General features: G+C 68.6%; 17 protein-coding genes. 8 read left to right on the top strand and 9 right to left on the bottom strand.

Going from position 1 to position 23,603, the window contains the following annotated elements:
- Positions 1-34: 34 nt before the first annotated feature.
- The gene (locus tag SK803_RS01040; RefSeq protein WP_319963774.1) at positions 35-274 is read left to right on the top strand and encodes an AMED_5909 family protein; all 240 of its coding nucleotides are present in this window, start codon (positions 35-37) and stop codon (positions 272-274) included.
- On the opposite strand, the gene SK803_RS01035 is transcribed toward SK803_RS01040, so the two are convergent.
- Together SK803_RS01035 and SK803_RS01030 are read right to left on the bottom strand one after the other, a co-directional pair.
- Entirely contained in the window at positions 260-880 is a 621-nt protein-coding gene (locus SK803_RS01035; RefSeq protein ID WP_319963773.1) for a DJ-1/PfpI family protein, read from the bottom strand. The two genes, SK803_RS01040 and SK803_RS01035, sit on opposite strands and share 15 nt — an antisense overlap.
- On the bottom strand, positions 880-1,842 hold the full coding sequence (locus SK803_RS01030; protein ID WP_319963772.1) for a GlxA family transcriptional regulator: 963 nt from the start codon (positions 1,840-1,842) through the stop codon (positions 880-882). The genes SK803_RS01035 and SK803_RS01030 overlap by 1 nt, the downstream gene beginning before the upstream one ends.
- A 93-nt stretch (positions 1,843-1,935) precedes the next feature.
- Between SK803_RS01030 and SK803_RS01025 the strand changes: the two genes are divergently transcribed.
- Positions 1,936-2,943, top strand: coding sequence for a GDSL-type esterase/lipase family protein (locus SK803_RS01025; protein ID WP_319963771.1), 1,008 nt, complete (start codon positions 1,936-1,938; stop codon positions 2,941-2,943).
- Here SK803_RS01025 and SK803_RS01020 read toward each other — a convergent pair.
- From SK803_RS01020 to SK803_RS01005, 4 genes are all read right to left on the bottom strand, one after another.
- Complete coding sequence (locus SK803_RS01020; protein ID WP_319963770.1) at positions 2,927-3,805, bottom strand: carboxylesterase family protein; 879 nt, start codon at positions 3,803-3,805, stop codon at positions 2,927-2,929. The genes SK803_RS01025 and SK803_RS01020 overlap by 17 nt on opposite strands.
- Before the next feature lie 193 nt (positions 3,806-3,998).
- A complete protein-coding gene (locus SK803_RS01015; protein ID WP_319963769.1) occupies positions 3,999-6,335 on the bottom strand; it encodes a hypothetical protein in 2,337 nt (778 codons plus the stop codon).
- Between the two features lie 215 nt (positions 6,336-6,550).
- A complete protein-coding gene (locus tag SK803_RS01010) occupies positions 6,551-7,231 on the bottom strand; it encodes a hypothetical protein (protein ID WP_319963768.1) in 681 nt (226 codons plus the stop codon).
- Complete coding sequence (locus SK803_RS01005; protein WP_319963767.1) at positions 7,231-7,602, bottom strand: YchJ family protein; 372 nt, start codon at positions 7,600-7,602, stop codon at positions 7,231-7,233. Before SK803_RS01005 ends, SK803_RS01010 begins: the two co-directional genes overlap by 1 nt.
- Positions 7,603-7,698: 96 nt before the next feature.
- Here SK803_RS01005 and SK803_RS01000 point away from each other — a divergent pair, with 96 nt between their 5' ends.
- A complete protein-coding gene (locus SK803_RS01000; RefSeq protein WP_319963766.1) occupies positions 7,699-8,250 on the top strand; it encodes a DivIVA domain-containing protein in 552 nt (183 codons plus the stop codon).
- Positions 8,251-8,311: 61 nt separating this feature from the next.
- Entirely contained in the window at positions 8,312-9,031 is a 720-nt protein-coding gene (locus SK803_RS00995; RefSeq protein WP_319963765.1) for a type 1 glutamine amidotransferase domain-containing protein, read from the top strand.
- 7 nt (positions 9,032-9,038) lie between these two features.
- Here the strand turns inward: SK803_RS00995 and SK803_RS00990 are convergent, their stop codons facing one another.
- The gene (locus SK803_RS00990) at positions 9,039-12,812 is read right to left on the bottom strand and encodes a DNA topoisomerase (ATP-hydrolyzing) (RefSeq protein ID WP_319963764.1); all 3,774 of its coding nucleotides are present in this window, start codon (positions 12,810-12,812) and stop codon (positions 9,039-9,041) included.
- A 31-nt stretch (positions 12,813-12,843) separates the two neighbouring features.
- Positions 12,844-16,350, bottom strand: coding sequence for an ATP-binding protein (locus SK803_RS00985; RefSeq protein WP_319963763.1), 3,507 nt, complete (start codon positions 16,348-16,350; stop codon positions 12,844-12,846).
- A 678-nt stretch (positions 16,351-17,028) separates the two neighbouring features.
- Here SK803_RS00985 and SK803_RS00980 point away from each other — a divergent pair.
- From SK803_RS00980 to SK803_RS00965, 4 genes are read left to right on the top strand one after another with little or no spacing between them, the layout of a single operon-like run.
- Complete coding sequence (locus SK803_RS00980; protein ID WP_319963762.1) at positions 17,029-18,201, top strand: pyridoxal phosphate-dependent aminotransferase; 1,173 nt, start codon at positions 17,029-17,031, stop codon at positions 18,199-18,201.
- Positions 18,202-18,243: 42 nt separating this feature from the next.
- Entirely contained in the window at positions 18,244-19,842 is a 1,599-nt protein-coding gene (locus SK803_RS00975) for a DUF4331 domain-containing protein (protein WP_319963761.1), read from the top strand.
- On the top strand, positions 19,839-21,143 hold the full coding sequence (locus SK803_RS00970) for a tetratricopeptide repeat protein (protein ID WP_319963760.1): 1,305 nt from the start codon (positions 19,839-19,841) through the stop codon (positions 21,141-21,143). The genes SK803_RS00975 and SK803_RS00970 overlap by 4 nt, the downstream gene beginning before the upstream one ends.
- The gene (locus tag SK803_RS00965) at positions 21,140-22,555 is read left to right on the top strand and encodes a nickel/cobalt transporter (protein WP_319963759.1); all 1,416 of its coding nucleotides are present in this window, start codon (positions 21,140-21,142) and stop codon (positions 22,553-22,555) included. Before SK803_RS00970 ends, SK803_RS00965 begins: the two co-directional genes overlap by 4 nt.
- A 92-nt stretch (positions 22,556-22,647) precedes the next feature.
- On the opposite strand, the gene SK803_RS00960 is transcribed toward SK803_RS00965, so the two are convergent.
- Positions 22,648-23,409 carry a hypothetical protein gene (locus SK803_RS00960; protein ID WP_319963758.1) on the bottom strand — a complete coding sequence of 254 codons (762 nt, stop codon included), beginning with the start codon at positions 23,407-23,409 and terminating at the stop codon, positions 22,648-22,650.
- Positions 23,410-23,603: the final 194 nt, after the last annotated feature.

Raw genomic sequence — 23,603 nt, 5'->3', positions numbered from 1 at the left:
GCCTCACACCAGCCGGTCCTCGTACAAACACTCCATGGACTGGAAGACGGCCAACGAGGCTCAGACCCTCATGCAGGCACACGAGGCGCTGAGCCGCCTGATGCCACGTCCGAGCGCAAGCACGCGGACCTGGGCGGAGTACCACCGCCGCAGCGCCGCCGTCTACGCCAGGGTCGCCGAGATCGACCGCGGCCACTTCCACGAGACGATGTTCTGGGCCACCCGCGAACGCGAGAAGGCCGAGGTCATCGAGACGCGGTCAGCCCTGGCGTGAGTCGAACGCGGCCTTGAGGCCGGTCGCGATCTCCGGCGGGATCGAGTCGTAGGACCTCGGCGGCTGCGGGTCGTACTCGATGCCGACCTGCACCGCCTGGGCCACCATCTCCCCGAACTCGGCCTCGACCAGCCGCAACGCCATGTCGATGCCCGCCGACACGCCCGCGCCGCTCACGACCTTGCCGTCGAACACCACCCGATCCGTGCTGACCTCGACGCCGCGCACCTCCAGGTCCTCGCGCGCCGCCCAGTGCGTCGTCGCCTTCGACACCAGCCCGGCCTCCGCGAGCAGCGTCGACCCCGTGCACACCGACGTCGTCCACTTCGTCGTCGGGTGAACCTCCTGCAACCACTCGACGACGCCGCCGGAGTCCTTCAGCAGCTCGCGCCAGTGCCCGGAACCCGGCACCACGACGATGTCGGTCGACTTCAGCGAGGCGAACGTGTCGGTCGGCGTCACGACGAGCCCGTTGTCGGACTTCACCGGGTCCAGCGTCGCGGCGACGAACCGCGCGGAGATCACCGGCACGCTGGCGAGCACCTCGAACGGGCCGACGAAGTCGAGCGCCGTCATGTTCGGGTAGAGCACGAAAGTGGCATCCATCAGGCAACCCCAGTTGTCCGGAAACGGGCGCGGTAGCTGCCCGGCGACACGCCGAGCACGCGCAGGAAGGCCCGGCGCAGGGTCTCGGCTGAGCCGAACCCCGATTCGCGGGCGACGAGGTCCAACGAGTCGCCGGTGCTCGCCAGCCGGTCGGCGGCGGCCTCGACGCGGGCTCGTTCGACATATTGCGCGGGCGAGATGCCCACGCTGCGAGAGAAGACGCGGGCGAAGTGCCGCACGCTCATCATCGCCTTGCGCGCCATGACCGGCACCGTCCACTCACGGGTCGGGTCCGCGTGGATGTCGTCGAGCAACGCGCGCAGCGAGCCGTCCGACACCGGCCGCGTGCGGGTGTGCACGCTGAACTGCGACTGCCCGCCCGACCGCTGCAGGAACACGACCAGGTACTGCGCGATCCGGCGGGCCAGCGCGGGTCCGTGGTCCTGCTCGACCATCGCCAGCGCGAGGTCGATGCCTGCCGTCACCCCTGCTGACGTCGACACCTGCCCGTCGCACACGAAGATCGCGTCCGGTTCCACCTCGACGCCGCGGTTGGCCAGCTCGCTGGTGAACGCCCAGTGCGTGGTCGCCTTCTTGCCCTTCAGCAACCCCGCCCCGGCCAGCACCACCGCCCCGGTGCACACACCGGCGATCCGGCGCGACTTCAACGCGAGCCGCCGCAGGTTGGTCGTGAGCATCGGATCGGCCGCGGCCGCGTCGTAGCCCCAGCCACCGACGACCAGCAACGTGTCGATCGGGCGGTCCAGCGTGCAGAGGTCCTCGCCGGCCTCGATCCGCACGCCTGCGGTCGCGGTGAACGGTTCGCCCCCCAGCGTGGCGATCGTGACGTGGTACCTCTGCTCCACGTGGTTCGCTGCTTGGAACACCTCGACCGGTCCCGCCAGGTCCAGCAACGCAGTGCGGTCATAACCAACAACCACTATTTCCCTCAGTTTCCCCACACCTCCACCTTCCTCATGACGGGGCGTGGCGGCAACGCCATAACTCCCTCGGATCCGGACACCGCGGGAAGTTGATCGGTAAACTGACGCGCGATGCGGAAAGTCCCAGCCCTCGTGACGATCGGCCTGCTCGCGATCCTGCTGATCGTGAGCGACCACCCGTTCCCACCGCCCTCCGAACCGGACCGCGAGACCAGGACCGCCGTCGTGGCACTCGGCGACAGCACGATGTCCGGTGAGGGCGCCGGCGACTACGAGCCGGGCACGAACGGCGAGGACGGCGGCAACTGGTGCCATCGCTCACGCGAGGCGTCGATCATGAAGACCGTGATCGAGGCCGACCAGAAGATCAACCTGGCCTGCTCCGGCGCGAACTCCGAGAAGCTCCGCAACGAGCAGCTGCCCAAGCTGCGCGAGATCGCCGGCGCCAACAAGGTCGTCGCGATCGTCGTGGCCATCGGCGCGAACGACGACCCGCGCTTCGCCGAGGTCCTCAACAAGTGCTTCGAGGCGTGGGGCAAGCGCAGCGACTGCACGTCGTCGGTGGCCTCGGAGTGGTCCAAGCGGGTGCGGCGGATGGTCCCCAAGGTGGAGAACACGCTGCGCGCCGTCCGCCAGACCATGCGCGACTCCGGCTACCTCGACTCCTCGTACCAGCTGATCGTCCAGTCGTACGCGGCGCCGGTCTCCCCCAAGATGCCGCGCTCGCTGCAGAACCTCTCCGGCTGCCCGCTGCGCACCTCCGACCTCGAATGGGTCGTCGAGGAGGCCGTGCCGGAACTCTCGAACGGCCTGCGCACCGCCGCGGACAAGGTCAACGCCCGCTTCCTCGACCTGGCCCGCGCCGGCGACGGCCACGAAGCGTGCCGGGGCGGTTCGGACCATCAGGACGAGGAGTGGTTCACCAGGCTGACCGTCGACTGGGACGGCCTGAAGAACGACAAACGTTCCTCACACGCGCTGCAGGAGTCCTTCCACCCCAACGCCCGCGGCCACGAGCAGATCGCCCGCTGCCTGACCGAGTTCCTGGCCGCCGACAAACGCGACGGCGCGTGCGTGCCACGACTCGACGGCACGCTCGGCCTCACGACGGAGAGCTGACCCAGCGCTTCAGCTCGTGCCGCGGCCACCCCGGATCACCGTCGCGGGCGAACCTCGCCCACGCCCGCGCGATGTCGCCGCGGAACATGTCCGGGACGTCCGCGCCGTGGTGGGCCGGTTCTTTGGCGTAGATCGACCGGAACGCCCTGCCGTGCTCGTCCGCCAGTCGCATGGTCGGCTTCTGGAACAGCTCGGGATCTTCGTCCGTCGTGTGGCACACCAGCAGATCCACGTCGTACGGTCCTTCCAGCGGCGTGCGCGGCAACGTGTCGCCGTCCACGATCGGCTGGTACAGCACGACGTCCGGTTCTGCTTTCCGCTGCACGTCGACGGCTTCGTCAGGTGTGAAGAACCGCCCGGCCAGGCTGTGCGCGATCGCCCGGTGGAACAGGCCTTTCGCCTCGGGCATCACCATCAGGCTCGCGACGGTCTGCGCACCGGACGACTGCCCGGCGACCGTGACGTTGCCCGGATCTCCGCCGTAGCGCGCGATGTTGCGCTGGATCCACCTGAGCGCGGAGACGACGTCTCGCAGGCCGCGGTTGTGCGGGAAGCCTTCCAGGGCACCGTATCCGTCGACCGCGAGCCGGTAGTTGCAGCTCACGAACACCACACCGAGGCTGGCCAGCGCGTCGCCGGCGTACTCCGGTTGTGCTGACGAGCCAACGGTGTTCGCACCGCCGTGGATCCACAAGATCACCGGCGCCGGACCGTCCGCCGCTCTGTCCACTGCGGACCAGACGTTGAGCGTGTGCGCGTCGCCGAACTCGCCGGTCGGCTCGCCGTCGCAGTCCACCGGCGGTTGAAGGCGAAGCGAGCCGGACGGTGGTTCCGCGTACCGGATGCCCAAGTGCGCGCTCACCGTCCGCCCCTCTTCGGAATCGATCCCGACTCGACCCCCTCCAGGGGGCGTCGAGTCCCCACTCCTATCGTCTCAGGCAGGTCTGACAATTCCTGCGCGTCAAGTCTGGCGACTCCCGCGCGTCAGGCCTGCCGACACACCCGCGCATCAGGCCTGCCAACGCCCACGCGTCAGCCATGGCGACTCCCCCGCGTCAGGCTTCCACCGTCACCCGGTGCGACACCGGCAGCACCCGCAGGTTCGCCGCCGCCCGCTCCAGCTGCGAGAGCACGCTCGGCCGCATCCCCGCGATCTCCTGGTCCGCGGCCGCCCCGGCGATCTCCTGCAGCAACACCTGCTGCGGGTGATCGCCCTCGGCCTCGGCCACCGCCAGCACCCGGAACGGTGTGCCGGGCGGGAAGACCACGCGTTCCTCGGTGGCCACGGCGACGCGATCGGCCACCTCGACCCTGCGGCCGGTGACCGACCACAGCAGGAACTCGGTCGCGCCCTCGATGCGCGTGGCCGGGTTCGCGATGGCGTCCAGCAGGCCGTGCTCGACCAGCACGTCACCGCTGCGGAAGCGGCGCGGGCCGGTCGGTCCGCTGACGCCCCACACCGTTGCCACGCCGTAGTGCACGGGCAGGCGGTTCAGGCCGGAAACGATGCACGCGACGTACGGGCGCAAGCGGCCGAGGCGGCCCATGCGCAGCGTGTCGACGACCATTTCCTCGTCCTGCGACACACACGCGAGCAGCGCCGTCAGGTCGGTGACCATGGCCTCGAACGCGGTCGGGTCCTCCTCGGCGTCCGGGCGCTGGGAGAGCAGGCGGACGACCGTCGCCGCGTGCGCGCCGTAGCGCTCGCCCAGAGCCCTGCGGACCGTGTCGCGTTCCACGTCCGAGCTGCTGTGATCGGGCGGCACCGTCTCGCGCTCGCCGTTGTTCTCGGGCGGGGCCTCCCAGGAGGCCAGCGGCTGGAGAGGCAGCGGGCCGTCCACGCGGAACCGCACCGGGGCGGAGTCCGGGTCGTCCGACGGGAACGCGGCCTCGTCCGGGTCGTCCAGCGCGTGCGACGTCACGGCCGCCATCGCCGGACCGGGGTCCATGGTGGCGTAGGCGGGTTCGGGCTCGGCCGGCGTGACGGCGGTGAAGAAGCCGGTGCCGTTGTCCGCCGTGTCCCTCGTCGACAACGCGTGCGCGGCCGCACCCAGCGCCGACGCGATCTGCGCGGGAGTTCCGGTGAGCGAACTGTTCGCCGGAGCCGCGGGCGCCGGGGGTGGCGGAGGCGGCGGAGGTGCCATCACCTTGGAGTCGCAGAACACGAGACGCAGCAGCTTGCGCACCTCGGGCTCAAGACGTTCCACGAGAGCAGCGCCGTGCACCGCCACCGCACCAGGCGTGGTGCGCCCAGGCGTGCCCACGGTCAGACGCGCCCACTCCGGGTCAACGGGCTGAGAACGCACCTCAGCCGCGTTGTACGGCTCTTCCTGCTCACGCACCCACAAACCGGACGGCACGACCTCGAGCACAACGCCGTCGCCGAGCGAGAACACGCCGGGCGCGACCTCGGAGAGGCCCTGCACCGGCGTGCGATAGCCGGAGACCGCCGGAACGCTCTCGTTCGGCGTGCACATCACCTCGGTCACGAACGGCCGCCACGTCTGCTGCCCGCGCGGATCGACCGCGATCACCGCGGGCCCGCCGGTGCGCAGGTTGCCGACCGGCAGACCGGTGAACATCGCGATCGGCTCGCCGACCTGGTCCGCGACCAGCTGCCCGAGAGCGGTGTCGATGCCGTACGGGACGAGCCGCACGCGTGACCGGGCCGCCTGGGGCAGCGCGGTCAGCAGGCGGACGACCTCTTCGGTCGGGATCGCCGACTGGCCGGGGCCACCGACGACGACGGTCAGCACGTTGTCGCGGCACGGCAGCGCCACGATCGGCCGCGAGTCCTGGGCGGACGGGTCGAACGGCGGCTGCTGCGCGCGCAGCCACAGTCCGGACGGAATGGGTTCGGAGATGCCGATCTCGCCCGTCGGCCACGGCGAGTTCGGGTCCATCGCCTCCCACTGCGGCACCGGGAAACGGCGCCCGAACGGCATCGGCGAGGCGTTCGGCTGGAACTTCAGCCAGCTGCCGTAACCCTGGGTGCCCACGACGAACGCGGCGCCGGGCACGGTGGTCAGCACGCCGTCCGGGGCCACGACCTCGGCCTGCAGCTGCTCGGCGAGCCACTGCGCGGGCGCGGTCGGGCGCATCGTGCCGGCGTGCGACACCGCGAGCCGGATCGGCCCGCGACCGCTCAAAGCCGCCACGACGTGCGGCCAGAAAGTGCTCTGGTCGCCGCTCGGGAAGTCGACCACGACCACGGTGCGGCCGTGGTCGACCGGCAGCGTGCGCGCGAGACCCGACGCGCCCTGACTCGGGCCCTCGGGTGCGGAAACAACGAGCGTCGCCCCGACGAAGCTCGCCGCGAACGGCGATCGCTGGGGTACCGGTTCCGGCGGCGTCACCGCTGCCGGGGGCTGCTCGACGGGGTACAGATCCATGTCGTGGTCAGTGTTCGTGGCCTGAACCCCGAAACTCTGCCCTGCACTCTGGGTCTGTGTTTGCTGGTCGCCATGGGCGGCGGCACGTCGGCCCATCAAGCGCCTGATCACCTCCGTGCCATCCCGTTCACTCGCCCTTTCGGCTTAACCGGGCAACGGGGGTGCACGCTATCAAGACGCGGAGCACTCTTGTCACCCAGTCGGGTTATTTGGCCTCATCCAATCGATACCCACACGGCCCGCGCTCGTCCACACACACCGTGAGGGCCGATGATGGCCGACGCGGAGTAGGCCTTGCGACCATCGCGCCCAAGTTCCCACGCGATGAGCACGTGGTCCACGCCCAGTTCGACCGGCTGCTCCAGCTGCGCGACGAAGGTGCCGAGCACGAACGCGGGACCGCCGTCCGGGGCCACCGGCTGCGCCGACGGGCAGTCGAGCGCCGCCCAGACGATCTCCGGCAGCACGTTCACGCCGTCGTTGGGCAGCACGTCCGTCGGCCGCCAGACACCGGCCCACTCGCTGCGCCCGTCCAACGGACCGAGCAGCGCCGCGATGCCGTCCTCCCTGCCGGGACCGCACCCGAAACACGTCGGGAACGGGTGCTTGTCGCGCCACGGCATCTTCGCGGCGGCCTTCCGCGCCTCCTCCAGCGTCGGAGCGGCGGGAACGTCGAGCTCCAGCGTGGTGGGCTCGGCGGACGCGATCACGGTCTCACCGTCGAGCAGCTGCCCGTCGCGCACCTCCATCTCGCGGTCCAGCGGCACGGGCTTGCGCAAACGGACACTCACAGCCGAGGAATCGACGTGCGCCGCGAGCAGGCCGGCCGAATAACCGCCGTTGCCCATTCCGGGCGGCCCGTTGAACCGGTTCAGAACCTTCACCACGGCGTCCATCACTCCGTCTCCGCCTCGGCGTAAACCCACTGACCGTTCTCCCTGACGAACCTGCTCCGCTCGTGCACAACGCCCCCGACGTAGTGCGCCCGGAACTCGACGACACCCTCGTTCTGAAAAAGTCCGCCGTTTTCCGTGGCCAGTATTTCGAGCTTCAACCAGCGGTCCGCCGAGTCGATTCCCGCGCTCGCCGGGCGGTGCTTCGAGGCCCACGTGCGCAGCAGGTAGTCCTCATCGGACACCGCGAAAGCGCTGTAACGCGAACGCATCAGCTGCTCGGCGGTGCCCGCGGTACGGGCTCCCGAGTGCAGCGCACCACAACAGTCCACATAGGACTGGCCGGTACCGCAGGGGCACAGTTTGTTGTTCACGCCGACATTGTGCCTGGTGAACCCGTTAGAACCGATGCCGCACCTCGTACGTACCCCTTGTCAAGACTGACTCGCGGGAGGCAGAGGAGACGGCAAGTGAGTGTCGAGAGCAGGACAGAGCTCGTACCGCTGCGCACGTGGTTCGGACTGCGTTGGCGCGGTTACGACCGCGACGAGGTGGACGACTACGTCGCCGAACTGGAAGCCGAGCTGCGTCTGGTGACCGCCGACCGGGACGCGTCAGAAGCCAGAGCCGACGCCCTGGCCAGCAGGTTGATGACGGTCCAGGAGGAGAACGCGGCACTGCAGGACGGCCTGCACCGCATCTGCCTGACCCCGATCGACCCGAAAGGCCTGCCAGAACGGCTGGCCCGGATGGTCGCCCTGGCCGAGGAAGAACGCCGAGACGTCATCCGGGACGCCCAGCTCAAGGCGTTGATGATCGTCGGAGAGGCCGAACAACGCGCCAGGCTGCTCGACGAGGAGGCCGCGGACAAGCGCGAAGAAATCCGCGAGGACTTCCGGCTCGCGATGTCGGCGCGCCGCGCGGAAGCCATGCGCGCTTTGGCGGAACTGCGCAACGTGGCCCGGGACGAGGCAGAACGCATCATCGCCGAGGCGAAGGTGGACAGCCTGCGAATGGACTAGCGGCACGCAAGGCCGGGCTGGGACACCCGAAGCGCCCCAGCCCGGCTGGCACAATTCCGCCGTGCGGATCCTGCTGCCCCTCCCCGACCACGACTTCGACGTCACGGAGGTCGCCGTCCCCTGGCGGCTGCTGACCGACCGCGGCCACGACGTGGTCTTCGCGACCGAGCACGGCGGGCAGCCACCCCAGGCGGACCCCCTGCTGCTCACCGGAGTTCTCCTCGGACAGCTCGGCGCCGAGCCCGAGCCCAAGCGGTTCTACGAAGAACTGACCGCGGCGCCCGAGTACCGCACGCCGATCGCCTGGTCCGAGATCGAGCCCGCCGCGTACGACGGCCTCGTCCTGCCCGGCGGACACGCGCCCGGCATGCGCCAGTACCTCGGCTCCTCCGCGTTGCAGGACAAGGTCGCCGAGTTCTGGTCACTCGACCGCCCGGTCGGCGCCATCTGCCACGGCGTTCTCGTGCCGGCCCGAGCCGGCGTGCTCACCGGCAGGCGCACGACCTGCCTGCCCAAGTACATGGAACGAACCGCCTACCTCGCCACCGCCTGGCGACGCGGCCGCTACTACCGCACCTACCCCGCCTACGTGCAGGACGAGGTCATCGCCGCCGGCGCGAGGTTCGAACGCGGCCCCTTCGAACTGTCCCGCCGCGGCACGGCGACCGACGACACACCCGCGTTCGTCGTCCGCGACGGGAACTACGTCTCAGCGCGTTGGCCGGGCGACGCCTACCTGTTCGCCCGCACGTTCGCCGACCTGCTCGAAGCTCACCCCTGAACGGCCTCTAGTCCCGCTCCACCAGGTGCCCGATCACGTCCGGGCCGGGATGCGCGTGGCCGGAGCCGTCGCGCCGCGGGTCGATGGCGGGCAGCTCCACCGGAGTGCCCTTGTCGTCCGCCCCAGCCGGCCGCGTGCCGATCCAGGCCAGCACCAGATGCGTCTCGCCCTTGAGGAACCGCTGCGACCGCACACCGCCCGTGGCGCGCCCCTTGGCCGGGTACTCGCTGAACGGCGTGACCTTCACGCTCTGGCCGGACGACGTGACGACCATCGGCTCGCCGTGCTCGCTGTCGTCCGTGCGGATCGCACCGAAGAACACCGCGTACGCGTCACCGGACAGGTTGATGCCGGCCATGCCGCCGCCCTTGAGGCCCTGCGGCCGCACGAGCTTCGCGTCGTAGCGCAGCAGCGACGAGTCCGAGCTGACGAACGCGAGGGTCTCGCTGCCGTCGGTGAGCCAGGTGGCGCCGATGACCTCGTCGCCGTCCTTGAGCGTGATGACCTCGAACTCGTCCGAGCGCACAGGCCATTCCGGCACGCACACCTTCACGGTGCCGAGCTTGGTGCCCAGCGCGAGGCCGGGAGAGTCCTTCGGGTCGAGCGGCGCGATGCCGACGACCTTCTCACCCTTCTCCAGCGGCACCAGCTCACTTGCCGCCATACCGCCACGCAACGACACCGTGCCGCTCTGCTCGGGCAGCACCGGCAACGGCAGCACGTCGGTCTTGAACGCGCGGCCCAGGTTCGTGATCAGCACGACCTGACCGCGTGCGGTCGAGTGCACGGTCGCCGCGACGGCGTCGTGTTTCACCCGGCCCGCCCGGCGTTTGCCCTCCGACGCCTCCTCGGACTCCGCGGCGGTGCGCGCGACGAGGCCGGTGGCGCTCAGGATGACCTGGCACGGGTCGTCCGCGACCTCCAGCGGGCCGGCGGGCTTGGACGCCGCCAGCACCTCCTTGAGGTCACCGTCGATGAGGCTGGTGCGACGATCGCCGCCGAGCTCCTTCGCCACCGCGGCCAGCTCGGTCGAGACGAGCTTCCTCAGCACGCCCTCGTCCTCGAGGATCGCGGTCAGCTCCGCGATCTCCTGCCGGAGCTTCTCCTGCTCGTTCTCGAGCTCGAGCTTGTCGTACTTGGTGAGGCGGCGCAGCGGCGTGTCGAGGATGTAGGAGGCCTGGATCTCCGACAGCTTGAACTGCTTCATCAGGCCGTCCTTGGCGGCAGCCGCGTTCTCGCTGCCCCGGATCAGCCTGATGACCTTGTCGATGTCGATCAGCGCCAGCAACAGGCCGTCGACCAGGTGCAGTCGTTCCTCGCGCTTGCGGCGGCGGAACTTCGTGCGGCGCGTGACGACCTCGTAGCGGTGCTTGAGGAAGACCTCCAGCAACTCCTTGAGGCCGAGCGTCTGCGGCTGCCCGTCGACCAGCACCAGGTTGTTGATGCCGAACGATTGCTCCATCGGCGTCAGCCGGTAGAGGTCCGCGAGCAGCGCCTGCGGGTTCACGCCGACCTTGCACTCGATGACGAGCCGGATGCCGTTCTCGCGGTCGGTGAGGTCCTTGACGTCCGCGATGCCGGTGAGGCGCTTGGACTTGTTCACCTCGTCGGTGATCTTCTCGACGATCCGCTCGGAGCCCACGCCGTACGGCAGCTGCGTGACGGTGATCGCCTGCCGGCCCCTGCTGCCCTCGAGCAGGCCGATCTCGACCTTCGCCCGCATCCGGACCACACCACGGCCGGTCTCGTAGGCCTTCCTGACCTCGTCGAGGCCCAGCAGGATGCCGCCGGTCGGCAGGTCGGGACCCGGCACGAACTCCATGAGCTTGTCGAGGCTCGCGTCCGGGTGCGAGATCAGCCACCGCGCCGCCCCGATCACCTCGCGGAGGTTGTGCGGGATCATGTTCGTGGCCATGCCGACCGCGATCCCGGACGTGCCGTTGACCAGCAGGTTCGGGAACGCCGCCGGGAGCACGCTCGGCTCTTCCAGCGAACCGTCGTAGTTCGGCCGGAAGTCGACCGTGTCCTCGTTGAGCTCACCGACGAGCTGCATCGCGACCGGGGACATGCGGCACTCCGTGTACCGCGCCGCGGCCGGTCCGTCGTCTGGGCTACCAAAGTTGCCGTGGCCGTCGATCAGCGGCTCGTTGAGGCTGAAGTCCTGTGCCAGGCGGACCAACGCGTCGTAGATCGCCGTGTCGCCGTGCGGGTGATACTTGCCCATGCAGTTGTGCACGACCTGGCCGTCAACGACGAACGCGTGTTCCTCGGTGGCGACCTGGATGTCGTAGGTCGTGTCCGGGGCAGCCTGCTCGACCGACACCACCTCGAGGAAGCCGAAGCCGGACAAGGCTTCCAGTCGCGCGGCCAGCGGCGAACCGATCCGGCGCAGCTTCTCGATCCAGCCCTGCTCGTGCGCCCGCCACAACGGGAAGGAGCGATCTGCGAGCGCCTTGCCGAGCCGGTTCTTGCCGTACCGAACCTCGGCGCCGAGCGATGCGCGGAACGCCACACCACCGGTGTCGCGGAACCAGCCGCCGCCCTGGTGAGCGGCGGAGAACTCGGCCATCACCGGCGCGCACGGCAGCCGGTCGTTGCCCTGCTTGCCGCCGTAGCGGTAGCCGATGGACAGCACCTCGCGCAGGCCGTCCTGCTTGTAGCCGATCTTCGTCCAGGGCAGCAGCGCGAGTGCGAGGGTGGCGGCGTCGCGGCCCGAGATGGACAGACCGAGCAGGGTCTTGTGCCCGCGCGTGCTGACGCGTGACCAGTGGTGCCCGTGGATGCCGGCGTCGGCGAGCATGCCGTGCAACTGGTCTATCAGCCGACGGCTCGTGCTGACCAGCACGATCTCGCGGTTCTGCTTGCGCACGTACCCGTCGCCGTCGAAGAACCCGGCGATGAACGGCGCCCACGCCGACCGGTCGGCCAGCACGCTCGGCGGCACGGCCTTCTCGGCACTGCGCGGCGTCGCGGTCTCCAGCAACGCGTCGTGACGCGCGAACGTGAGGATGTGCTGGTCCTTGTGCTTCGGGTTCTTCGCGACGCGCTTCCCGCGCGAGACGTTGACACCGTTGAGGATCGCCCACCCGTGCGCCACGTCGAGCGGTTCGACGTCACACATGTGGATGCGCACGCGGCCGTCAGTGGCACGGTTGCGGTCGACGGCGAACCCCTCGGCGACGATGAGGCCCTGCACGTACGCGCCGACGTCACCGCCGTCCGACACGAGGCCCTGCCGGTCCGCACCGAAGGCGATCGTCTGCCGCCCGGCCAGGTCCTTCGCCGCGGTCCACCCGATCGACAGGTCGGACTCGACGGTCCGGAACCGCTGCCCCGGCGTGACGAGCATCGTGCGCCCGTTCGACCAGGTGACCCGCACGAGGTCGGAGACCGGATTCTCGTACACCTCGCTCACCGGCACCGGCGTGCCGTGCCCGTCGAGCACGAGATCGCCGATCTCGATCTCCTCGATCGGCCGCAGCCCCTCCGGTGTGGATACGAGCGCACCCTTCACGAAGCAGTCACCCGTCACGCGGGCCGACTTCACGTAGGCGTGGTTGGGCCGGTAACCCTGCTCGTGCATCGAGAACAGGATGCGGCGGTGCACCGGCTTGAGGCCGTCCCGCGCGTCCGGCAGGGCCCGCGAGTGGATGACCGAGTACGCGTACTCCAGGTACGAGTCCTCGATCTCCGTCTTCAGCGGGTTGTCGAGCACCTGGGCGCCGGCCCGGTCGAACGCGGCGGGGTCGACCTTGGTCGTGGGTCCCTTGCGGCGTGCCATGACTTCGTAACTCCGTCTGTCTCTGGAAGGCTTAGAGGTCGATGGCCGACTGGTCGACCCGTGCGGCGGACTCGACGAGCCAGTTGCGGCGCGGCTCGACCTTCTCGCCCATCAGCAGTTCGAGTGCTCCCTCAGCGGCTTCGACATCGTCCATCGTGATGCGCCGGACGGAGCGGGTGGTGGGGTTCATCGTGGTCTCCCACAACTCGTCCGCGTCCATCTCGCCCAGGCCCTTGAACCGGGGCACCGGTGTGACCACCGTCTTGCCGGCCTTTTCCAGCTTCGCGACGGTCTGCTCCATCTGACGCTGGGTGAAGGTGAAGTGCGTTTCGGCGTTGCGACCCCGGGTCATGACCTTGTGCAGCGGAGGCATCGCGGCGTAGAGGCGGCCGTCCTCGATCACAGGGCGCATGTACTTGGCGAACAACGTGATCAGCAGCGTTCGGATGTGGCTTCCGTCGACATCTGCGTCGGCCATCAGGATCACCCGGCCGTACCGCATCTGCGTGAGGTCGAACGTACGACCTGTGCCGGCACCGAGCACCTGGACGATGGACGCGATCTCGGCGTTGCGCAGCGTGTCGGCCAATGAGGCCTTCTGGACGTTGAGAATCTTGCCGCGCAACGGAAGCAGCGCCTGGTACTCGGAGACGCGGGCCATGCGAGCACTGTTGTGGACGAACACACCGGCTTCGAGAGCGAAGTTGTGATAGCCGTCCACGGTCAGGTCGTAGACGTCTTCGCGCTCCGGCAACGCCTCCACGGAGGCGACCGAGTGGTTCACCATCGACGCCGCCTCGCGCAACCTGGCGAAGTCGTCGTCGTAGTCGGCCAGCACCTTCAGGAACCTCAGGCCGGTCTTCGCGTTCACCCTGCGGTCGAGCTCGTAGGACAACGCGAGCTCGAAGTTCGACGGCGTGTCCAGCATCGGCACCATCCGCTTGAGCGCGGCGATTCGACGGCCTTCAACCTGCTTGGCGACCCGCTCAGCGCGCGGCGTCGACTCGACGTACCGGCGACGGCCCTCCTGGACTTTCTCCAGGTGGCCGGTGGAAGTGTCTGCCATCCGCTGCTTCATCCGCGCCGAGTGCTCGCGGCCGAACTCCGGATTGTTCTCATGCCACGCGATGACCGCGTCACGCTGGCGCTCGCGCTCCGCCGGATCCGAGAACTGTTCGACCGTCGTGCGGGAACGCCACGCGCGCAGCTCTTCGTCCTGCCACTGAGCCAGCGAACGCTCGCGCCACTCTTCACGCTTGCCAGGCTGATCGAAGAACGCACGGACCCGTGCCGCAGCTGCGGCACGGTGCTCGGGCTTCGCCCAGTACTCGGCCTGCAACGAACGCATGCGCTCGGCGTACGCGGCCTTCTCGTCGTCGCTGAGTGACGAGTACCAGTCCAGGAAGCCCTGCTCGATACGAGCGCGGAATTCCGGATCCTGGTTGCGCTCCGCGAGCCTGGCCAGGCAGGAAGCCCGGAACTCCGGGTTCTTCCACTGCTCTGACAGCATCGCGGACTTGAACTCGTTGCCACCGGCAGCCAGCCATGCGCGATAGCCGGCGTGCACGTGCTCGCCCATCATCGCGGCGTGCAGTGCGGCGTGGTCTTCCCACGTCATCCGCTTGAGGTTGCGCGGGTCGTTGTTCCGCTTGTTCACGTCGACGTGGTGGCGGACGTTGCCGTCCTCAGCACTGTCGAAGCCGTGGCGCAGGTTGTACGCATCAGCCAGGTAGTGGGTGTAGACCCACTCCTGCCGGTCGTTCATCCAGATCCGCTCGTAGCCGTCGAGGTTGTGACCTTCCGCCTTCGAGGACACCGACCGGTACAGCGGCATCAGCGAGTCTCCGGGCTGCAGGGCGTCCGCGCGGCGGTACGAGCCGTCACGCAGCCGGAACAGGTGGTCCGGCGTGCACCTCACCGACTCACCGTTGTCCAGCGTCACGCGAACCAGCGGCGCGTCATTCTTCGTCACTCGCGGCTCGACCAGCGGAACGACGACGACGCGGCCAGCCTTGTTCGTCGCATAGCCGAAGTGCGTCACGCCTCGCTGCCAGTCCTCGACAAGGTCCAGGAACGACATCGACCTGCCCGAGGCCAGCGCGACCTGCGTCTCTGCGGTGAAGCAACCGAGGGCGCTGTCGCCCTCGACGAGGAACAGCTCGGAGCGGGACACCCCGGTCGTGCGGCAGTCGACGAGCTTGGCCGGCATCGCCGCGCCCTCGAGCGCCGTCTTGCGGCGCGCGGCGTCCTTCTGCTGCTTCTGGGTCAGCCGGACGCGCGAGGCGTCGACGACCTTCTGCAGCACGGTCTTGGCCTCGACCTTGGTCTTGCGGTCCTCGGTCCACGCGCGGACCTGCCGGTCGACGATGCCCTGCAGCACCTTGGTGATGCCGGCGGTGGACAGCTCGTCCTTGGTCTGCGAGGTGAACTGCGGTTCGGGGATGCGGACGTGGATGACGGCGGTCATGCCCTCCAGCACGTCGTCCAGGGTCGGCATGTCCTCCTTGGGCTTGAGGAGGCCGCGGGTCTTGGAGATGGCGTCCTGGACGGACTTCAGCACCGCGCGGTCGAAGCCGCGGCGGTGGGTGCCGCCGTGCATGTTGCGGATGGTGTTGGTGAAGCATTCGACGGTGCGTTCGTAGCCGGTGCCCCAGCGCAGCGCGACCTCGACCTCGGCTTGACGCTCCACTTTGGACCGCATCACGCCGTTCTGGTCGGCGGCGTTCTCGAAGTAGGTGCCGGAGCCGGTGATCACCAGGGTGCCGGAGACGGCGCGGTCGCCGGACGGGGCCAGGAAGTCGACCATGTCGGTGAGGCCGTTGGGGTAGTGGAAGACCTCTTCGGAGATCGAGTCTTCCAGTGCCGTCTTCAGGACGTAGGTGACGCCGGGGACGAGGAACGCGGTGTTGCGCATCTTCGTGCGGACGGCTTCGACGTCCAGCGCGGCGTTGTTCTCGAAGTAGCGGGCGTCGTACCAGTAGCGGATCGAGGTGCCGGTCGACTCGCCGCGCTTCATCTTGCCGGTGACCTGGAGACCGGACTGGCGGGTGAACTTCGCCTTGGGGCCGGGGCCGTCGAAGACGCCGGGGACGCCGTGCGCGAACGACATCTCGTGCACCTTGCCGCCGAGTCGCACGGTGACGTCGAAGCGGTGGGAGAGGGCGTTGACGGCCGAGGCGCCGACGCCGTGCAGGCCGCCGGAGGTCTTGTAGCCGGAGCCGCCGAACTTGCCGCCGGCGTGCAGCTTCGTGAGCACCAGTTCCACACCGGACAGACCGGACTTCGCGTGCACGTCGGTCGGGATGCCGCGGCCGTTGTCGTCGACCTGGACGCTGCCGTCGGCGTGCAGCGTGACGACGATCTTCGTTGCGTAGCCCGCAACGCCCTCGTCGGTCGAGTTGTCGACGATCTCGCTGAAGAGGTGGTTGATGCCCCGGCTGTCGGTGGACCCGATGTACATGCCGGGCCGCTTGCGGACGGCCTCCAGACCTTCTAGATGCGTAAGGTCGTCGGCCCCGTACAGGGTCTCTGCGGTCACGGGTATTTCTCCCAGGTTGTGTGCGGACTGCCAGCAGGGTATCCGCACGGACCGACAATTTTTCGCAGGACGCCCGTCAAGGAGGTGGAAACCGCCTTGGGTGGTGCGTCACAATGCCGGGCGCCACGGTCTCCTCGCGGGGTGGAGTCGTGGTCCAGTTCTGGAGTACCCGCATCTCAGGGCCGTGCTGACCAGCGAGGGCGTCGAGTTCGGCGGCCGGCCGCGCGCCCGGATGAGATTCCGGTCTTCCAGGACACGCAGAGTGACGAGTTCCGCGAGCGTTCGGTCGTGAACGGCCGCCTGCGTCACGGCGTCCACGACCCGAGAAGGACGTGGTTCGCGCACCCGTGACCGCGCGGGGTACCCCCAAACGGCGTTCGCCAACCCCGACCGGGCCCGAACTGCGACCGCTCGTCCCGCGCGGCCGGCCGCCGATCTGTCCGGTGTGGACAGTCCGCCCCACGGGTTCCGCCGGCGTGACGACCCCCGCGAACGATCACGTCGAGGAGAGCCTGCCGATCACCGTGACGGACCGCGTCAGATCAGACGATGCATCGGACTGCGCGGGGTTGCGCACGAGACCGTTCCGAGACCTTCCCGAAACTGACCCGTGAACCGGGATGAACAACGGCACGTATGCCCCGTTGTCGGTAACGGATCGAAGGACGGAGTGGTCGCGTGCGGCATGGTGTGGACTCGGGTCTCTTCCAGCAGACCGCGCACAGCCCGTCCTACTTCGAGCTGTCGCGGACCGGTGCCGGGGAGCTCGTGGACTTCTGCATCCCGTGCAATCCGTACTTCCCGACGCCGGAGATGTTCGAGGAGCTGTCCAAGAACCTGGAGTCGGTGCTCAAGTTCTACCCGAGCGACTCCAGCAAGATCGCTGATCAGCTGTCCAAAGTGCTGGGCCTGAACCCGGCGACGCTCGCGATGTCGAACGGCTCGACCGAGCTCATCACGTGGATGGACCACCTGTGGATCCACGAGAGCATCGCGATCCCGATCCCCACCTTCGGCCGGTGGACCGACCAGCCGATGGAGAGCAACAAGCGCGTCGACATGTTCCTGCTCCAGGAGAGCAACAACTTCGAGCTGGACATCGACGAGTACATCAAGTTCATCCGCACGCGGGGCAGCAGGGTCGCGGTCATCTGCAACCCGAACAACCCCGACGGCGGCTACCTGCCGCGCCGGGAGATCGTCCGGTTCATGGACGAGCTCAGCGACCTCGACCTGATCGTGATCGACGAGTCGTTCATCGACTTCGTCGAGGTGGAGCGCAATCCCTCGGTCGCCGCCGAGGCGTCCATCCGGCCCAACGTGGTCGTGCTGAAGAGCCTCGGCAAGAACTTCGGCCTGCACGGCATCCGGTTCGGTTACCTGGTCGCGAACCCGGGACTGGCCGGAAAGATGCGCAAGACGCTGCCGAAGTGGAATCTCAACTCTCTCGCGGAAACCGTCGTGTTCATGCTGGCCGAGCACGAGGCGGAATACGCCGAGAGCCTGCGACTGCTGAGCCGTGACCGCTACCGCATGGGCATGGAGCTGTCGCGCATCCCCGATCTGACCGTCTACTCGTCGCAGGCGAACTTCCTGTTCGTGAAGCTCGGCGGCGGGATGGACGGCCGTGAGCTGCGCGACCACCTGCTGGCCAAGCACCAGGTCTTCATCCGCGAATGCGGCAACAAGCTCGGCATGACCAGCAAGTTCGCCCGGCTGGTCGTCCGGCCCGAGCAGGACGTCGAACGACTCGTCGAAGGCATTCGCGACTTCACGCAAGCGAGGTGGACAAGCCACGCCGTTCATGCAAGCCATTCCAGCGAACCGTCGCTGCTGATGCACAGCGCCTAACCCATGGGCCCTGAATCATTTCCTCCGAAAGGTTGTCCAGAAATGTCATCACCGCACGCCCTCAGCGGTCGGCGCGGCCAGGTGGCTGCGGCCGCGCTGGTGGCCGCCACACTGCTCAACGCGGCCATGTTCGGCGGTACGAACGCCACTGCCTCGTCACACCGCGAGGCACCGCTCATCGCGGGTGATCCGGCCGTGGACAACACGGACCTCTACGCGTTCGTGAGTCCTGACCACAAGGACACCGTGACGCTGGTCGGCAACTGGTCCGGGTTCCAGGAACCCAACGGCGGCCCCAACTTCTTCCCGTGGGCCGAGGACGCGCAGTACGACTTCAACATCGACAACGACGGTGACGCCAAGGCGGACGTCATCCTGCGCTGGCAGTTCCAGAACGACGACCGGCGCAAGAACAACACGTTCCTGTACGCCAACGGTGTCGTGGACTCGCTCGACGACGAGAACCTGCTGTTCCGGCAGCGCTACAGCATCGAGGCCATCTACGAGAACGGCCAGAAGGTCCAGCTCGTCAAGGACGCCCCGGTGGCACCGTCGCCGAACGGTCCCGCGTCGATGCCGGACTTCAAGAAGCTGCGCGACCAGGCGAGCGTGCAGATCCCCGGCGGCGGCAAGGTCTACGTCGGCCCGTCCGAGGACGCGTTCTTCGCCGACCTGCGGGTGTTCGACCTGCTCTACGGCGGCAACCTGAGCGAGGTCGGCCAGGACACGCTGCGCGGCTACAACGTCAACACGATCGCGATCCAGCTGCCCAAGCAGGCGCTGGCGCTCAAGAACGACGCGCACCGCAACCCGAACATCGGCATCTGGAGCACCACGCAGCGCCGCTCGCTCAAGCTCTCGCCCGGCAAGGCGGAGGCGACGGGTGACTTCGTGCAGGTGTCCCGCCTGGGCAACCCGCTGGTGAACGAGGTCGTGGCCCCCGCGGGTCTCAAGGACGCGTTCAACGGCCTGCGCCCCGACCAGGACGCCGGCGTGAAGGAGCTGGTGGACCGGGTCGTGAACCCGGAGCTGCCGAAGCTGATCGAGGCGATCTACAAGATCCCGGCACCGCAGGGCCAGCGCGACGACCTGGCGGAGATCTTCCTGACGGGCATCACGAAGAAGCTCGGCGGGCAGATCAACGCGGACCTCAACTCGCAGGTCAACAACGCCGACGTGGACGCGAAGCGGTTCCGCCCCTCTGAGATGCTGCGGCTGAACATGATGATCGACCCGAACCCGCAGCCGAACCGCCTGGGCCTGCTCGCCGGTGACACGCAGGGCTTCCCGAACGGCCGGCGCCTGACCGACGACGTGGTCGACATCGCCGTCCAGGCGATGGAGGGTGCCGCGGCGTCCGGCAAGCTCGTCGACGCGCTCGCCACGGGTGACAAGGTCGACGCGAACGACCAGCCGTTCGAAGCGAACTTCCCGTACGTGGGGCTGCCCCGCAACGGCACCGCCGTCAACGCGTCGGGCACCACGGCCGACGTCGCGGTCAACCCGGTCGGCAGGATCGGCAACCTGGACCCGATGGCGATGACCACCGCGGTGGGCTCGGCGTTCGTGTTCGGCGCCGGCTTCTTCCTGTGGCGCAAGCGCCAGGCATCGATCCGCAAGTACGGGTCGCACTCGAAGTGAAGTACCAACAACGGCAGGCCGTCGCGGTGGTTCTCCTGGTCACCGCGGCGCTTGCCTACCTCGCCGCCTCCGGTCCTGCCGACAGCAGGGCCGGGGGCGCGCCCCCTGTCACCGATGTGGTTCCCGCGGTGGCGCAGCAGAACCAGATGCACCGCGTGGTGCATCAGTTGCAGCAGCGCCTGCACAGCCTGCCCCAGGACAAGTCCGCTTGGGCTCAGCTCGGTTCGTCCTATGTGGAACTGGCGCGCGTGACGGCCGACCCGACGTATTACGCGAAGGCCGAAGGCGCGCTGAAGAACGCGGGCGACACGGGTCTGGCCGCCATCGGCATGGGCACGCTGGCCAACGCCCGCCACGACTTCTCCGCCGCCCGCGACTGGGCGAACAGGGCGATCGCCGCCCTGCCGTCCTCCGCGGAGGCGTACGGCGTGCTGGCCGACGCGTTGACGCAGCTGGGCGACGACGCGGGCGCGCAGGACGCGGTGCAGAAGATGCTGGACCTCAAGCCCAACACGGCGTCGTTCGCCCGCGCTTCCTTCCACTTCGAACTCCACGGCGACGTCGACGGCGCCCGCGACGCGATGACGCGCGCGCTGACCGCGGCCGCGACGCCCGAGGAGATCGCGTTCTGCCGTTACCGGCTGGGCGAACTCGCGTTCGACCACAACCGGCTCGACGAAGCCGCTCAGCACTACGCGCAGGGACTGGCGGCGAGAGGAGACGACATGACTCTCACTCAAGGCATGGCGAAGGTCGAGGCGGCACGGGGCGACGCCCCGGTGGCGCTGGACGCCTACCGCAGGCTCGTGGCCCGCGCGCCGCTGCCGCAGTACTTGCAGGAGTACGCGGAGCTGCTGGAGGCCAACGGCAAGCCGGAAGAGGCCGCCAGGCAGTACGACGTGCTGTCCGAGCAACAGCGACTGATGGAGTCACAGGGTGCTTCCGACGATCTGGCCGCGGCCCTCGTCGCCGCCGACCGCGGTGATGGCATGCAGGCGCTGCGCCGTGCGGAAGCCGAGTGGAGCCGCCGGCAGAGCGTTTTCGTGGCCGACGCGATGGCCTGGGCGCTGCACGTGAACGGCCGGGACGCGGAGGCGTTGAGCTACTCGGACCGGGCCATCGCCCTGGGCTGGCAGAACGCCACGTTCTCCTACCACCGCGGCATGATCCTCGCGGCATTGGGCCGGATAGCAGAGGCGCAGGAAGCGCTGGTGCAGGCGTTGCGGCTGAACGCGAACTTCTCCCCGCTGCAGTCGCTGAAGGCGGGTCGCAAGCTCGCCGAACTGCGAGGCGGCCGGTGAGTCTGTCGGGCTGGGTCGTCCGGCCCGTCCTGGTCGTCGCCCTGCTGCTGGCGGGCATCTTCTTCATCAACGGTGAGGCGTCCGCGCACCCGTTGGGCAACTTCAGCGTCAACCACTACCACGGGCTGCACCTGCACCCCGACCGCGTCGATCTCAGATCCGTGGTCGACGTGGCGGAGATCCCGACGCTGCAGGAGAACCTGAAGGCACGGGACGCCCGGCAGTGGTGCGACGAGGTCTCGCGCACCGACCGGTCCACGGTGGACGGCCGGCAGATCTCGTGGTCGCTCTCCAGCGCCACCAAGGAACACCCGGTCGGCCAGGCCGACCTGATCACCACCCGGCTGGTCTGCGAGTTCACCGCCAAGGTCGACCTCGACCGGCCGGCCAGGCTCGAGTTCCGCGACGAGTCGAACGTCGACCGGGTCGGCTGGCGGGAGATCACCGCGGCCGGCACCGGGATCAGGCTCGCCGAGTCGCAGGTGCCGACCGAGAGCATCAGCAACGAGCTGCGGGCGTATCCGGAGGACCTGCTCAGCAGCCCGATGGATGTCCGTTCGGTCAGTTTCACCGCCGAACCGGGCAGCGGGTCGGAGCCGAAGAAGGCCTCCGGCTCCCCCATCCAGTCGTTGAGCGTCACCGCGTCGGCCCTGAACGACATCCTGGGCAGCGACGAGCTCACGCCGTGGCTCGGGTTCCTCGCGCTCCTGCTGTCGTTGCTGCTCGGCGCGTCGCACGCGGCATTGCCCGGTCACGGCAAGACGCTCATCGCCGCCTATCTGGCCGGCCGTCAGGGCAGGCCGCGCGACGCGTTCGTCGTCGGTGCGTCGGTCACGGCCACGCACACCGGTGGTGTGCTGGTCCTCGGCCTGATCATCAGCGCTTCGTCGGCGCTGGCCGGCGAGCAGGTGCTGCGCTGGCTCGGGCTGGTCAGCGGACTGCTGATCGCGGTGATCGGCGTGATGCTGCTGCGCTCGGCCCTGAGCACCACCCGCGAACCCGCGCTGGCCGGCGTCGGCCACGGTCACGGGCACGGGCACGGACATGGGCACGGACATGGGCACGGTCATGGCCACGGACACGGTCATGGGCACGGCCACGGGTACAGCCGCGCGAGCCTCATCGGCATGGGCGCGGCCAACGGCCTCGTCCCGTCACCGTCGGCGCTCGTCGTGCTCCTCGGCGCCATGGCCCTGGGCCGGACGTGGTTCGGTGTCCTGCTGGTCGTCGGTTACGGATTCGGCATGGCCGCCACGCTCACCGCCGTCGGGCTGCTGCTCGTGAAGGCGCGGGAGCGCGTCGAGAAATTCCTGGACGGTCGTGCTACTCGCGCGCTCTCGCATTACGCACCCGTCGGCACAGCCGCGATGGTGATCGTCGTGGGAGCGTGGCTCACATTGCAGGCCGTCTGAATTACACCAATGTGAGAAGAGTGTGAGAAGGGCCCGGATTCGGTTCGAATCCGGGCCCTTGCTCGTTTCTGTCCTTACAGGCGTTTCCGTGCTTACAGGTTCGCCACCACGAACGCTTTGCCATCGGCGTTCTCCACCGAGATCGACTTCACCTTGTCCGGTGCCACGCTGACCCAGCCCCGCACCTTGGAGCCGTCGACCCGCTGCTTCTCGGTCGTGGTCCACACGAGGGCCTCGGACTTCGTGCCGTCCATCCCGACCACGATCAGCTTGCACTTCTGCGCGACCGGCAGACCGTCGATGCTGGCCGTGACCAGGTAGCGGTCCTGCGACGACGGAGCGATCTCCGCCACCATCCTGATCCCGCCCGCCGTCGCCTCGCCCGTGCGAGTCGAGGCGACACTGGTCCCCGGCGCCTGGTTCTGCATCAGCACCGCAGCGCCACCGAACGCCACCACCGCGGCTACTGCCGCGGCGGCGAGGTAGCCCGGCCAGCGCCGGGCCTTGGCGTGCTGCGGTTCGGGAAGGTCCTCCACCGGCACCGGGCTTGCTCTAGGACGAAGATCCGCCACCCGCGGCTGCGGGATGACCGACTCGTTCCGGATCTGCCGCAGCGTGCGCTGCAGCACCAGATCCGAGGGCTTGGGCAGGTCGGCTTCGAGTTCGAGCTCGTGCAGGAATGCTTCCCGAGGTATCTCGTCGAGCACCCTGCGGATCCGATGGAAGTCGGCGACCTGCGCACGGCAGGACGGACAGTCCCTCAGGTGCTGCTCCACGCCAAGACTCTCGTGCGCGTCCAGAACGCCGAGCGCGTAGCAGCCAAGGGTGACCGCGTCGTGCGCGCCAGCTGTCATACGACCTCCTCGTCGTCCCGATTCGACCCCCGCGGCGAAACGGTGTCACAAGGAAAACGGGCAGATAGGAGGGGTTGGTTCAGTTTGCGAACGAGTTCATTCTGATTGCTCATAACAATGGCATTACGTAACCGCCCGACTACCGTTCAGAGCCGCTCTGAGCAGCTCTTTTCACTCGATCGGACGACTCAAGT

It is taken from the genome of Lentzea miocenica (genome assembly GCF_033949945.1).
Lineage (GTDB): Bacteria > Actinomycetota > Actinomycetes > Mycobacteriales > Pseudonocardiaceae > Lentzea > Lentzea miocenica.
This window is presented reverse-complemented; position numbering and strand designations above follow the sequence as displayed.